Annotated in this window: 10 protein-coding genes; all 10 read left to right on the forward strand. The window is 71.0% G+C overall.

Annotated features, from left to right (window positions below):
- Positions 1-113: 113 nt before the first annotated feature.
- The 10 genes from folE (at position 114) to B7K22_RS07035 (ending at position 13,102) form a co-directional block, all read left to right on the forward strand.
- A complete protein-coding gene (gene folE, locus B7K22_RS06990) occupies positions 114-770 on the forward strand; it encodes a GTP cyclohydrolase I FolE (protein WP_084039854.1) in 657 nt (218 codons plus the stop codon).
- Between the two features lie 4 nt (positions 771-774).
- Positions 775-1,623 carry a dihydropteroate synthase gene (gene folP / locus B7K22_RS06995; RefSeq protein ID WP_234983341.1) on the forward strand — a complete coding sequence of 283 codons (849 nt, stop codon included), beginning with the start codon at positions 775-777 and terminating at the stop codon, positions 1,621-1,623.
- Positions 1,624-1,627: 4 nt separating this feature from the next.
- Positions 1,628-3,370: a 2-amino-4-hydroxy-6-hydroxymethyldihydropteridine diphosphokinase gene (folK, locus tag B7K22_RS07000; protein WP_084039228.1), complete on the forward strand. Its 1,743-nt coding sequence runs from the start codon at positions 1,628-1,630 to the stop codon at positions 3,368-3,370.
- A 2-nt stretch (positions 3,371-3,372) separates the two neighbouring features.
- The gene (locus B7K22_RS07005; RefSeq protein ID WP_159448796.1) at positions 3,373-3,846 is read left to right on the forward strand and encodes a DUF3180 domain-containing protein; all 474 of its coding nucleotides are present in this window, start codon (positions 3,373-3,375) and stop codon (positions 3,844-3,846) included.
- 209 nt (positions 3,847-4,055) lie between these two features.
- A complete protein-coding gene (locus B7K22_RS07010; protein ID WP_084039230.1) occupies positions 4,056-4,535 on the forward strand; it encodes a PH domain-containing protein in 480 nt (159 codons plus the stop codon).
- Positions 4,536-4,545: 10 nt separating this feature from the next.
- A complete protein-coding gene (locus B7K22_RS07015) occupies positions 4,546-6,237 on the forward strand; it encodes a PH domain-containing protein (protein ID WP_234983342.1) in 1,692 nt (563 codons plus the stop codon).
- Complete coding sequence (locus B7K22_RS07020; RefSeq protein WP_084039231.1) at positions 6,234-7,133, forward strand: Rossmann-like and DUF2520 domain-containing protein; 900 nt, start codon at positions 6,234-6,236, stop codon at positions 7,131-7,133. Before B7K22_RS07015 ends, B7K22_RS07020 begins: the two co-directional genes overlap by 4 nt.
- Entirely contained in the window at positions 7,130-7,990 is an 861-nt protein-coding gene (gene panC, locus B7K22_RS07025) for a pantoate--beta-alanine ligase (RefSeq protein WP_084039232.1), read from the forward strand. Before B7K22_RS07020 ends, panC begins: the two co-directional genes overlap by 4 nt.
- Positions 7,987-8,448, forward strand: coding sequence for an aspartate 1-decarboxylase (gene panD, locus B7K22_RS07030; RefSeq protein ID WP_084039233.1), 462 nt, complete (start codon positions 7,987-7,989; stop codon positions 8,446-8,448). Before panC ends, panD begins: the two co-directional genes overlap by 4 nt.
- A gap of 493 nt (positions 8,449-8,941) precedes the next feature.
- The gene (locus tag B7K22_RS07035; protein WP_159448797.1) at positions 8,942-13,102 is read left to right on the forward strand and encodes an endo-1,4-beta-xylanase; all 4,161 of its coding nucleotides are present in this window, start codon (positions 8,942-8,944) and stop codon (positions 13,100-13,102) included.
- Positions 13,103-13,112: the final 10 nt, after the last annotated feature.

A 13,112-nucleotide genomic window follows, 5' to 3' on the forward strand; every position in this document is an offset into this window, starting at 1 on the left:
AGCCCGGCAGCGATCCCGGCGAGCGAGAAGCGTCCGCGGCCGCCGGAGAGGTCTTCGAGGGTCTTCGCTTGGAGGGCGCGGGCCTCGAGACGCCTCCGTCGGTCATCCCGGCGATGACCACGGAGGGCGAGCCCGGTCCCGGCGGCAGCCCCGACGGCGCACACCGCCCCGTCGACGCCGAGCCCTCGCGTCCGGGCGCGGCGGAGGGCATCGATCACGCTCGCGCGGAGGCGGCGGTCCGGGAGCTGCTGCTCGCGATCGGCGAGGACCCCGACCGCGATGGGCTCAAGGACACCCCGGCGCGCGTCGCGCGGGCCTATGACGAGTTCTTCGCGGGCCTGTCGCAGGACCCGGGCGAGATCCTCAGCACCGTGTTCGAGCTGGGCCACGAGGAGATGATCCTCGTGAGGGACATCGAGCTGTACTCGATGTGCGAGCATCACCTCGTTCCCTTCCACGGCGTGGCACACGTGGCCTACATCCCCGGCGAGGACGGCCGCATCACGGGCCTCAGCAAGCTGGCTCGCCTGGTCGAGGTGTTCGCTCGGCGACCTCAGGTCCAGGAGCGCCTCACCACGCAGGTGGCGGATGCCCTGGTGAAGCACCTCGGAGCCCGCGGCGTGATCGTCGTGGTCGAGGCAGAGCACCTGTGCATGTCGATGCGCGGCATCCGCAAGCCCGGCTCGCGCACTGTGACGAGCGCGGTCCGCGGCGTCATGCGTGACGGCGCCACGCGCGCGGAGGCCATGAGCCTCATCGCGGGGCGCTGACCCCGTGGCATCGCTGCCCAGCGCGCACCGGACCTTGGTGATGGGCATCCTCAACGTCACCCCTGACAGCTTCAGCGACGGGGGCCGATGGTCCAGCACCGAGGCCGCGATCGCGCGCGGCATCGAGCTGGCCTCCGATGGTGCGGACATCGTCGATGTGGGCGGGGAGTCCACCCGGCCGGGCGCCGAGCGGGTGGAGCCCGGCGAGGAGGTGTCGCGGGTGCTGCCCGTCATCGAGGCGCTCGCGAACGAGGGCATCGTCGTGAGCGTCGACACCATGCGCGCCCGCACTGCCCGCGCTGCCGTCGACGCCGGCGCCTGCCTGGTGAACGACGTCTCGGGGGGACTGGCCGACCCCGACATGGCGCGCGTGGTCGCCGAGCTCGAGTGCGACTACGTCGCCATGCACTGGCGTGCGCACTCGAAGGAGATGAACGCGCATGACCACTATGACGATGTGCTGGCCGAGGTCCACCACGAGCTGCTCCAGCGGGCGGTCACGCTCCAGGAGGCCGGGGTCGCGCCCGAGCGCATCATCATCGATCCCGGCCTGGGCTTCTCGAAGGCAGGCGACTCCAACTGGGCCCTGCTCGCGGGCATGGATGTGCTCCGAGGCTTGGGTCCGCGCATATTGATCGGCGCGAGCCGCAAGAGGTTCCTGGGCGCCACCATCGGTGCCGGCGACGGGTCAGCACCGCGAGGGGCGGACGATCGCGATGACGCCACCACCGCCGTGACCACCCTCGCGGCCTTTCACGGCGCATGGGCCGTCCGGGTCCACGAGCCACGACCAGCGCGCGACGCCATCGCCGTCGCGGCCGCTTGGCAGAACGCCACTTCCACGCCAGAGTGAGGACATGACTGTGCACATGCGCCCGTACGTCAAGGACGGCATCGAGCTGGACCAGATCGCGGTCGAGGGGATTCGCGTGGCCGGGTTCCACGGCGTCAACCCCAACGAGCGCGAGGGGGGTCAGCTCTTCTACGCCGACGTGGTCGCCCATCTGTCGACCCGCGCTGCCGGAGACGGCGACGACCTGTCGAAGACCGTCAACTACTCGGACCTCGCCGACCGCGCCGCCGAGATCCTCGCGGGATCGCCCTTCCAGCTCATCGAGGCCGTCGCCGCTCACATCGCGCGCGGTGTCCTCGAGTTCGACGGCGTGCAGTGCGTCGACGTCACCGTGCACAAGCCTCAGGCGCCCCTGCACGTCGAGTTCAAGGACGTCACCGTCACCATCCGTCGTGACCTCAAGGACGGTGGACTGTGGGCCGACAAGCGCATCGGCTCGTCGGCCGGCTTCTCGGACGATCCCGGGGCTCCGGGCGGAGCCCATGCCGCGCGCGACGTCATGGACGAGCGTCCCGCCCAGCCCGCCCGGGCCGTGATCGCCCTGGGCGGCAACCTGGGCGAGGTGGAGCCCACTCTCCGCGAGGCGCTCAACGAGATCCACCGGATCAATGGCGTGACCATTCTCTCGGTGTCGCCCCTGGTGAGGTCCGTCCCCGAGGGTGGAGCCGCGCAGCCGGACTACCTCAACGCCGTGGCGCGCATCGAGACGTCGCTCGCCCCGCGCGAGCTGCTCGCGGCTCTCAACGGCATCGAGATGGTGCACGGCAGGGACCGCACCGTTCCCGGTTCCGCGCGCACGCTCGATCTCGACATCGTCAGCTACGAGGGCGTGGTCGGCGAGACTGCCGACCTCACCCTGCCGCACCCTCGCGCGCACCAGCGCGGTTTCGTGGTGCTGCCGTGGGTGGCGATGGAGCGCGATGCGGTTCTCGAGCCGCACGGCGCGGTCGCAGACCTGGCGCGCAGCGCCCAGTTCGATGGCGTGACGCTCGTCAGCGCCGAATGGCCCCGCGTGCCAGCGCCGGACGCCCTCGCTCACACTGGCGAGCAGGCTCAGGTCCCCACGGTCGGCCTGGGAGAGGCCGATGCGCCCGTCGAGTCGAGCGCGCCCGCAGAGCCGGAGCAGGTCCCGCCGGAGACGGTGGTCCCGAGCTTCGAGACGGAGCCGTCAGTCCCGTCGCTCGCGCCCGACGACGTCGAGCCTCGCACCGCATCGGCTGCGGCGCCGAGCGAGCCCACGCCCATCGTGGATCAGGCACCTCAACAGGCGACGCCCGCCAGCGACCCGCTCGGCTCGTCGCCGTATGCCGCACCCGTCGAGCAGCGTCCGGTGTCGCCGTACGGCGCACCATCGGCTGGGTCGGCCGACGGCTCCGGCGCGTTCCCGAGCGCCTCGCTTCAGGGCGGCTCGGTGCCGTCCGTGTCCGCATCGAGCGTCCCGGCCGCCTCCTCGAGCCCGGAGATCTCGACGCCCGGTGCGGTGCCCGCGGCGAGTGAGCCCGCGGGCGCATCGGCGCCGCCACCGTCAGTGCCGAGCGAGGCGTCCGAGCCCTCGGCCGCCGAGCCGTGGACCGGGCCGAGCGATGTGGAGCCCTCGTCCGACGCCGAGCCCAGCGCGACGCCGCGGTGGGCGCCGGTGGGCGACGCGGACCAGGAGCAGAGGCCGGGCGTGCCCACGCGCACGTCCTTCGGCGTCGCACGCCAGACGCCGCCCGCCGGTCCCGAGGGCGCCGGCTCCGCGCAGTAGCCGTGCAGCAGCTCACGTGGCAGAAGCTCGCAGGCGTGGGTCTGGCGGCGCTCGTGCTCGCCTGGCTCGTCACCGATCAGATCGAGCGGCGGGGAGCGACGCCGCTGCCGGTGCCGTGGAGCTTCGATGTGGTGTGTCTCGCCGCGGGCGCGCTCGCGCTGTGGCTGGGATGGCAGGTCCGCCAGTACCTGCGCGGCAAGCGCCCCAGCCTTGACGGGCTGCGCGCCGCGCGCACCGTCGCCTACGCACAGGCGTGCGCCTACGTGGGCGCGATCATCGCGGGGGCGTGCGGGGGATATGCCCTGGGGCTGCTCGAGTCGTGGGGCCATGGGCCGCGCCGCGACGTGATCATCTCGGGGCTCATCGCGGCAGCATGCGCCGTGGGCATGATGGTCGCGGGCATCGTCGTGGAGCGCTGGTGCCGGCATGGCGGGGATCTCGAGGACGCGGAGTCCGCCGAGCCACAACCCGCCTGACGGCGACCACCGTCAGAGCCCTAGGCCTCGCATCCAGGCCTCTGTCGTACCGCTCAACACACGGCCGGGATTCGTGCCACAGGTGAGACGCAGGAGAATCCACATGCGCACCACCGGCATCATCAGCACCAGGTGTGTGGTGAGTGGCGCGCCCATGGGTGGACCGCCTACGCTCCCGGCTCCGCCCCGACGCCTGGCAGACTGGAGGCATGACGCTCTTCGAGCCCGACGGCGCCGACTGGCAGTACGTGTCCCGCAAGCTGATCCCCGCACGCCTGATCGCTCTGGCCCTGTGGGTCGTGATCCCGCTCGCTGGCCTCACCCTGCTGGGCGTGCTCGCGAGCCCGTGGGTGTTCACCGGCGTGGCCGCACTGCTGCTGATCGCGGCGTGGGCCGCATGGGTCATCTACCGGCAGGTCACCGCGCACGCCTGGGTCGAGCGCGAGGACGACCTCGTGGTCAAGAAGGGCCGGTTGTGGCGCACGGTCACGGTGGTGCCCTACGGCCGCATGCAGTACGTCGAGGTGCAGGCGGGCCCGCTCGCCCGGGCCTTCGGCATCGCGAACGTCCAGCTCCACACGGCCTCGCCGGGCACGGACGCCGCCATCGCCGGCGTCCCGGAGTCAGAGGCTGCGCGCCTCCGCGATCGCCTCACCAGCCGCGGCGAGGCCCAGCTGGCAGGTCTGTGAGCCGCGCGTCGTGACCGACCCGATTCCCGCGATCCCTCAGCGCGGCCCCCAGGTGCTCTACCGCGCGCCGCGCGAGTGGACGCGCATGCATCCCGTGTCGCCACTCCTCGGCGGCTGGGCGGTCATGGCGGTCGCGCTGTCGATCGCCGCATACAACCTGCTGCCCAACTGGCTGAGCTTCGACGAGGGCATGGAGGCGCTGTCGGAGTTCGCGATGCGCTCGATCCTCCTCTTCATCCTCGGCTTCGTCGCGATCCTGGCGCTCGTCCTCGGCTTCGGCTACCTCGCCTGGCGTGTCGACGAGTTCCGCCTGGGTGACGAGGCGATCCACCAGCGCAAGGGCATCCTCTTCAAGCAGCAGAAGCAGGCGCGCCTGGACCGCCTGCAGGCCGTCGACGTGGTGCAGCCCTTGCTGGCGCGCATCTTCGGCTTCGCAGCGCTCAAGATCGAGGTCGCGGGAGGCGAGGGGTCAGGCATCGCGCTCGAGTACCTGCGCCTGGGCGACGCCGAGGCGATCCGCAACGAGCTACTCGTCCTTGCCGCCGGCGTGAAGCGCGCCAAGGCGGACGGGACGAACGCCTCCGTCGAGGCAGTGGCCGATCGCATCGCCGATGCGGGGGCCGAGCCGACATCGCCGGGCGCGGCTGAGGCGGAGCTCGCGGCTGGAGGCCAGCAGGGCAGCGCAGCACAGCCGACCGGCTCGAAGGCCTACGCCGCCGGCGGCTCGCTGCGTGACGTCGCGGGCATGCCTGCGGGCGTCGCCGAGGTGGGCGCGGCGCCTGAGCGCCCGGTCTACGCGGTGCCGACGGGCCGCCTCATCGCATCCATCCTGCTGTCGTGGCCGACCGTGTGGATCGTCGCCATCCCGCTGATGGCGGTCGTCGCCGTCCTGGTGCTGTCGGACGACATCGAGCGCGTGCTGCTCGCGGCCTTCAGCGGCGGCATCGCCGCGATCCTGCCGGCGGCGTTCGCTCTGGTGGGCTACTTCTGGACGCGGCTGAGCGGCGGCTACGGCTTCACGGCCGGCATCTCGGAGGATGGCATCCGCCTCAAGCACGGCCTGACGCAGACGCGGCGCCAGACGGTGCCGCCCGGCCGGGTCCAGGCCGTGCGGTTCGAGCAGTCGCTGCTGTGGCGGGGCAAGGATTGGTGGCGCGTCACCATCAACGTCGCTGGCTATCAGGAGAACCAGGACCAGGTGTCCACGCTGCTTCCGGTCGGCACGCGGCACGACGCCCTCACCGCGCTGTGGTTGGTGCTGCCGGATCTGGGCGACCCGGACCCGGCCGGAACTGTCTCCCTCGCCCTGTCGGGCACGGGGGACGAGGGCGGCTTCACCCCGTCGTCGCGTCGTGCGCGGTTGTTCGACCCCTGGCAGTGGCGCCAGCGAGGAGTGCGCGCGACGGCGCGCGCGCTGATGATCCGGCGCGGCCGGCTGGTGCGCGAGGTGTTCGTGGTGCCGCACGAGCGCACACAGTCGCTGGGCCTGTCGCAGGGACCGCTGCAGCGCGCTCGCGGCGTCGCGACGTTCACGGTCCACTCGACCAACGGGCCCGTCAAGCCCATCGCGGGCCACCTCGATGTCGAGGACGCGCGCGAGCTGCTCGAGGACCAGAGCCGCCGAGCCGCCGAGGGGCGACGGCGCCAGACGCCCGAGCAGTGGATGAGCGCCGTCGGCCTCACGGAGGCGAAGCGTCCATGAGCAGGCCGGGCAGGCTCACCGTCGGCGTCGTCGGCGCGGGCAAGGTGGGCGCGGTGCTGGGCGCCGCCCTCGCGCGCGCAGGCCACCACGTGGTCGCGGCCTCGGGGATCTCGGAGGAGTCGCGCTCGCGGATCGATGCGCTGCTGCCGGGTGCCAAGCACGAGGACCCCGAGGCCGTCGTGCGCGCCGCCGAGCTCGTGCTCCTCGCGGTGCCAGACGATTCGCTCGCGGCGGTGGCGGCGGGGCTCCGCACGCTCGGAGCGTGGCGACCTGGGCAGATCGTCATGCATGCCTCCGGCCGCTACGGCACCGAGGTGCTGGCCGACGCCTCCGCGTCGGGCGCGATCCCTCTGGCGATCCACCCGGCGATGACGTTCACCGGCACGTCGATGGACCTCGCGCGCCTCGCCGACGCGACCTTCGCGGTGTCGGCAGCGACGCCCGTGCTCCCCATCGCTCAGGCCCTGACGGTAGAGATGGGCGGGGAGCCCCTGGTGATCGCCGATGCGGACAGGGCCGCGTACCACGCGGCGCTGGTGCATGGGGCGAACCATGTGGTGACGGCAGTCACGCAGGCGGCGGCGACCCTGGCGCGGATGGGCGTGGACGAGCCTGGGCGTGTGCTCGGCCCCCTCGTCCACGCGTCCGTCGAGGGCGCCCTGAGCGAGGCGCCCGGCGCGGTCGCCACCCTCACCGGCCCTGTGGTGCGCGGCGATGCGGGCACGGTGGCGGCGCATCTCGCAGCGCTCGACGGTCAGCCCGAGACTCTCGCCGCCTACCGCGCCATGGCCCGAGCGACGGCCGATCTCGCGCTCAGCGGCGGACGCATCGGCCCTGCCGCGTACGCGGACATCATCGCGACGCTCGGCGTCGAGGACTGGAGCGCGGGCTCATGATCCTCGCGAGCACGGCCGCCGAGCTGCCGGCGCGCCCCGGGCAGGGGCGCCGCGCCATCGTCATGACCATGGGCGCCCTCCACGAGGGGCACCTGGCGCTCGTGCGCCGCGCGCGCGAGCTGGCGGAGCAGGTGGTCGTGACGGTCTTCGTCAATCCGCTGCAGTTCAACGACCCGGCGGACCTCGAGCGCTACCCGCGCACCCTCGACGCCGACCTCGCGCTGCTCGAGCCGCTGGGTGTCGACGTCGTCTTCGCGCCCGCCGTCGAGGAGATGTACCCGGGTGGCGAGCCGGTCGTGACGGTCAGCGCAGGTCAGATCGGCCACGTCCTCGAGGGCGCGCACCGCCCGGGTCACTTCGACGGCATGCTCACCGTGGTGCTCAAGCTGCTCCAGCTCACCCAGCCGGATGTGGCCCTGTTCGGAGCCAAGGACGCCCAGCAGGTGATCGCGGTGCGGACCATGGTGCGCGACCTGTCGGTGCCGGTCGAGATCGTGGCCGTGGACACGGTGCGCGAGGCCGATGGGCTCGCGCTGTCGTCGCGCAATGTCCACCTCAGCGAGCAGGAACGCCGCGAGGCGCTTGCGCTGTCGCGAGCCCTGCTCGCTGCCAGCGACGCCGCACGGAATGGCGACCCCGCGAGGACCGTTGTCGAGACTGGGCGAGCCGTGCTCGAGGAGGCGGCCAGCGCATCGGCCCTCATCGAGGTGGACTACCTCGAGGCGATGGACCCGCAGTCCGCGCAGCCGGTGCCGGACGACTATCGTGGTGAGGCCGTGATCGCGGTGGCCGCGAAGGTGGGCGCGACGCGGCTGATCGACAACGTGACCGTGACCATAGGCGAGGAGGAGCGATGACCAGCCTCCAGCGACCCATGATGATCTCCAAGATCCATCGGGCGACCGTGACGCAGGCAGACCTGCACTACGTGGGGTCCATCACGATCGATGCGACGCTGCTTGAGCACGCTGACATCCTGCCCGGACAGCAGGTCGACATCGTCGACGTCACCAACGGCGCGCGGCTCACCACCTACGCCATCCCCGGCGAGCCGGACAGCGGGCAGATCTGCATCAACGGCGCCGCCGCGCACCTGGTGAACCCCGGCGACCTCGTCATCGTGATCGGCTACGGCATGCTCGCCGACGAGGAGGCGCGCACCTTCGAGCCGCACGTGGTGTTCGTGGACCACGACAATCGGATCGTCCAGGAGTGTGACGACCCCGGTTCCGTGCCGGACGGCTACGGCCTCGAGCGGTCGGGCGTGCCGGTGCACGAGTTCCACGAGCACGGCTGGGACGCCTTCCGCCGGTGACGCGCCGCGAGCGCGGCGTGTGTGCTCATCAGCGCCGCCGTTCCTGGCAGCGCGCACCCGATCCCGTGTCGCGACGCGGTGCATGCCGGACGGGCCGGACGAGCGAGTCGAGGTATGGCCGGATGAGTGTCCCGCAGTCCCCGAAGTCGGCGAGCGAGTGCGCCAAGATGGCATCGGTGGTCGTAGCGCACAGCCGATGCGCTCGCCCGTCGGTTTCGAGGCATGTGGGCGGGCGTGCTCGCCACGTCAATCGTTCCGAGTCGTCCTAGCAGGGGTGATGCTTCGAAACTCGGTTTCGGAGCCCAGCGCTGATGTCGAAAGCCCTCACGGTGTGATCGCTCTCATTATCGAAAACGGCACCTGGGCTTGACCTCGAAAACGTTAGCGATATCGTTTTCGAAACGAGGCGGTGCGGCCTTTCCTGTCGCAGCGCCGTCGCAACGAAGCGCCTCGACAGGTTCAGGGAGTATCGATGAAGCTACGCACCCGCGGGATGGCACTGACTGCCTCGCTCGCACTGATCGCCACGATGGGACTGGCGTCCCCCGCGTCGACCGCCACGACGGTCACCGACCTCGAGGCGACGTTCGACGACGAGTCGCTCGGCGGCCTCCAGCAGAGTGGAGGCCCGAGCCCGGCGGGCGAGTTCTTCACGTACGTCGCCGATCCGGACGACGAGTCGAACACCGTGCTGCAGGTCACGGACAGGGCGAACGACTTCGACGGGGTCTCCACGGTCGAGGGACTCCTCGATCCAGGCATCGAGTACACCGTGTCCGCGCGCGTCCGGCTCGCGGACGGCGTCGCGCCCACGAACGTCAAGCTGGTGCAGGTGCCCGGATACTCCACGGTCGGCTCGGAGACGGAGGTCACGTCTTCGGCGTGGACGACGCTGACGGGAACCCTGACGCCATCGGACGGCAGCCACCGCGTGTACATCGGCACCGCGCCAGTCGCGGACGACCCCGACACGACCGAGATCGACGAGAGCGCCACCCCGTACTCGTACCTGGTCGACGACGTCACCGTGACGCACGTCGAGGCCGACGAGGAGCCGGTCGACCCTGAGCAGCCTGTTGACCCTGAGCAGCCAGTCGACCCAGAGGAGCCGGGCGAGCCGGAGGTGTGCGAGCCGGTCGAGTCGGTGGACTTCGAGGGCGGCTCGATCGCTCCGTGGGAGGCCAACAACGCGACGGTCGCCGTCGAGGAGGACGGCGCGGATGCGTCCAACCAGGTGGCGGCGGTCTCTGGCCGCACGCAGACCTGGCAGGGCATCCAGTCGGCTGTGGGCGCCTACGACGAGGGCGTGCAGTACACGTTCTCCGCCCAGGTGCGCCTGACGGAGGCGGCCGACGTGCGCTTCATCGCGAACGAGCCCGGCGCGGCCAACGAGTACGCGTGGGTGGGCAACACCGCTGGCGTGCCTGCCGGCGAGTGGACCACGATCACGGGAACCCACACGTTCGGCGCAGGAGCTTCGGGCGCGAAGATCTCCGTCGAGGTGTCGACCACGCAGGACTACGACGTCGATGACATCACCGTGACCGCGCCGTGCGACGACCCCGATGGCCCTCCCGGTGGAACGGTCGCCTTCTCGACCGACTTCGAGAACGGCGGCCTCGACGGCTGGGAGTTCCGCGACAACGGCACCGAGGTGCCCGACGGCGCGCCCACGCCGGGAGTCGAGCTCAGCACCGACTACGCCGCGAGCCCGTCGCACTCTGCCGCGGTCGTCAACCGCACCTCTCAGGGACACGGAATCCGGTTCGAGGTGACCGAGGCTCTCGAGGCCGGCGTGGCCTACGAGGTCACCGCCTCACTGCGCTTCGCCGAGGGCGAGGAGGCAGGAGACATCTGGATGTCCCTCCAGAACGGCGCCGAGTCCTTCAGCACGCTCGCGCAGTTCACGGGCATGTCGAACAGCGACTGGGTGACGGTGACCGGTTCGTTCACCATGCCGGCCGTCGCCGACGGCGATCAGGCGTGGCTCTACTTCGAGACCGCGTACGACGGTGGAGCTGCGGGCAACACCTCGACGTTCTATGTCGACGACATCGCTGCCGTGGTGCCCGAGCCTGCGGTGATCCAGGACCTCACGCCCATCAAGGACACCGTGGCCTTCCCGGCGGGCGTGGCGATCGACAGCCGCGAGACGCTGGGCACCGGGGCGGAGCTGCTGCTCAGGCACTTCGACCAGGTGACGGCCGAGAACCACATGAAGCCCGAGGCGTTCTACAACGAGGAGCAGGAGTTCGTCCTGCATCCGCAGGCGGTGGCCATCATGGACTTCGCCCAGGCCAACGACCTCGCAGTCTATGGCCACGTGCTCGTATGGCACTCGCAGACCCCGGCGTGGTTCTACGAGGCTCCCGGCGGCGGCGTGCTGACCGACAGCCCGGCCGACCAGGAGATCGCCAAGCAGCGCATGCGCGACCACATCTTCAACGTGGCCGAGGCCCTGCACGACGAGTACGGAGACTTCGGTTCGGAGACCAACCCGCTCAATGCATGGGACGTGGTCAACGAGGTGATCTCGGACTCGGGCGAGTTCGAGGACGGGATGCGCCGCTCGGAGTGGTACCGGATCCTCGGCGAGGAGTTCGTGGACTACGCGTTCCACTACGCGGACGAGGCCTTCAACGAGGTCTACGCCGCGCCCGGCACGAACCGCCCGGTGACACTGTTCATCAACGACTACAACACCGAGCAGACGGGCAAGCGCGCCCGCTACCAGGCCCTCATCGAGCGCCTGATCGAGCGCGGCGTGCCCATCGACGGCGTGGGACACCAGTTCCACCTCAATCTGTCCTTCCCCGTCGAGGAGCTCGACGCGACGCTGGCTCAGCTCGCGCCGCTCGGCCTCGAGCAGGCCGTGACAGAGCTCGACGTCACCACCGGCACGCCGGAGTCCGAGGCGAAGTTCATCGACCAGGGCTACTACTACGAGCGTGCCTTCGAGATCTTCCGGAGCTACGACCTCTACTCGGCCACGATCTGGGGTCTGATCGACTCGCGTTCGTGGCGCGACGCGAACGGAGGCCCGCTGGTGTTCGACGACGGCTTCCAGGCAAAGCCCGCCTACTACGGCATCGTCGGGGGCGACCTCCCTGCGCCGCTGCGCACCGCCGCCTCCTTCGCAGGCGACGTGGCGCTCGACGGCGACGCCGCCGCATCGGCCGAGTGGGATCGTCTCCCGCTCCTGCCCGCCGGAGCCGACGGTCGGTTCCAGACCCGGTGGACCAGCGACCACCTGACGGTGTTCGTGACGGTGGACGACGCCACGGACGGAGCGGGTGACGGCGTGGAGCTCGTGCTGGGCGAGACCACCTACACGGTGAGCCGTGATGGCTCGACATCCGACGGCGCCGATGCGGTGGTCACCGAGCGCTCGGGCGGCTACGACGTCGTGGCTCACCTGCCGCTCGGAGGGGCCGCCGAGTCCGACCAGGTGCAGCTGGACGTCCGCACCGTCTCCGACGGCGCGTCCGACGGCTGGAACGCGGAGGGTGTCACCGGCACGGTGACGCTCGTCGAGGAGCTGTCCTTCACCGGGACCGTCGAGGCGGCCGCTGCGCCGGCGATCGACGGCAGCGTCGAGGCCGCCTGGTCGACCGCGAACGCGATCACGACCTCGAAGGCGACCTCTGGCGCCCCCGACGCGGTCGGCACCTTCCGCACCCTGTGGAAGGACCAGACGCTGTATGTGCTCGCTGAGGTCGATGACCCGGTCATCGACTCCACGGGATCGGACCCGTGGACGCAGGACTCGGTCGAGATCTACGTGGACGCGGGCAACGCCAAGAACGGCTCGTACCGCTACGACGACACACAGATCCGCATCGGTGCGGACGGAGCCGTCTCGTTCGGCACCGGCGATGAGGCGTTCCAGGCGAACCGGGTCGACTCGGCCGTCACGGTCGTCGACGGCGGTTACGTGGTCGAGGCGGCGATCAGCCTTCTCGAGTACGGCGGCCTGGGCAGCTTCCAGGGCCTCGACGTCCAGGTCAACGACGCTGCAGACGGCGCCCGCATCGGCATCGCGAACTGGGCCGACCCCACCGGTGCCGGCTACCAGTCCACCGCACGCTGGGGCGTGACCGAGCTGGTCGCCGCCGAGGATGGCGGATCGGGCGGCGATGGTGGCTCGGGCGGCGATGGTGGCTCGGGTGGCGATGGTGGCTCGGGTGGCGATGGCGGCTCGGGCGGCGATGGCGGCTCGGGTGGCGACGGCTCCGGCCCGCTCGACGAGGACGAGGTCACGGCCCAGCCCGACGGCGGCATCACGGCGCCCGGGTCGGCGCGAGCCGGCGAGACCATCACGATCGGGCTCGGCAGCGACCACGCAGGCGAGGACACCTCCGCCTACATCTACTCGGAGCCCACGCTCATCGGCACGCCCACGGCTGATGGCGCGGGTGACATCCGGGTGACGATCCCGCTCGACACGACTCCCGGGCCGCACACCCTCGCGGTGTACGACGCTGATGGCGCGCTCATCGGATGGGTGTCGATCGAGATCCTCCCCGCTTCGGAGCTGTCCAGCACGGGCGCAGATGGCTACCTGCCGTTCTTGGTGGCGGCAGCGATGCTCGTGCTGATCGGATCCGCGGCGGTCGCCCGCTCGCGTGCGAAGGTGGCAACCGTGCGCACGTGAGCTCGAGGAG

This window comes from Demequina sp. NBRC 110053 (genome assembly GCF_002090095.1).
GTDB lineage: Bacteria > Actinomycetota > Actinomycetes > Actinomycetales > Demequinaceae > Demequina.

Coding starts and splice junctions, on each gene's coding strand:
- B7K22_RS07020 (WP_084039231.1), top strand. CDS start 6,234: ATGAGCAGGCCGGGCAGGCTCACCGTCGGCGTCGTCGGCGCGGGCAAG.
- B7K22_RS07010 (WP_084039230.1), top strand. CDS start 4,056: ATGACGCTCTTCGAGCCCGACGGCGCCGACTGGCAGTACGTGTCCCGC.
- panD (WP_084039233.1), top strand. CDS start 7,987: ATGACCAGCCTCCAGCGACCCATGATGATCTCCAAGATCCATCGGGCG.
- folE (WP_084039854.1), top strand. CDS start 114: ATGACCACGGAGGGCGAGCCCGGTCCCGGCGGCAGCCCCGACGGCGCA.
- B7K22_RS07035 (WP_159448797.1), top strand. CDS start 8,942: ATGGCACTGACTGCCTCGCTCGCACTGATCGCCACGATGGGACTGGCG.
- folK (WP_084039228.1), top strand. CDS start 1,628: ATGACTGTGCACATGCGCCCGTACGTCAAGGACGGCATCGAGCTGGAC.
- panC (WP_084039232.1), top strand. CDS start 7,130: ATGATCCTCGCGAGCACGGCCGCCGAGCTGCCGGCGCGCCCCGGGCAG.